The organism is Selenomonas sp. oral taxon 892 str. F0426 (genome assembly GCF_000468035.1).
Lineage (GTDB): Bacteria > Bacillota > Negativicutes > Selenomonadales > Selenomonadaceae > Centipeda.
Map to the genome: position 1 here is coordinate 17,548 of NZ_KI260518.1, position 506 is coordinate 18,053.

1 protein-coding gene is annotated in these 506 nt (G+C 52.2%); it reads left to right on the forward strand.

The genetic code is table 11. The features are described from left to right. A partial coding sequence (locus HMPREF1992_RS11975) for a recombinase family protein (RefSeq protein WP_021683904.1) occupies nucleotides 1–506 on the forward strand: 506 nt, incomplete at both ends.

Consider the following 506-nt stretch of genomic DNA (forward strand, 5'->3'; position numbering starts at 1 on the left):
GCGGAGAACTCCTTATAACGATTATGTCCAGCCTAGCTCAGGAGGAAAGCCGCAGCATCTCGGAGAACACCACATGGGGCAAGCGGAAGCAGTTCGCCGAGGGCAAAACCAGTGTGGGCTACAGTGCCTTTCTCGGCTATGACAAGGACTTCGAAATCAACGAAGAACAGGCGAAAATCGTAAGGCTCATCTACAAACTCTTCCTTGGCGGGCGATCCTTCTATGCCATCACTAAGGAACTGGAGACGCGTTGCATCAAATCCCCGTCGGGAAAGGACAAGTGGTACATTTCCACGGTGCGCTCCATCCTCACGAATGAGAAGTATCGCGGTGATGCGCTGATCCAGAAAGAGTATACGGCAGACTTCCTCGATAAGACGCGACGGAAGAACACGGGCGAGATTCCACAGTACTATGTGGAAGAGCACCACGAGGCGATTATCCCGCCAGACTTATTCGACTTTGTGCAATTGGAGATAAAACGCAGAGAGCAGAACGGCAAGCAC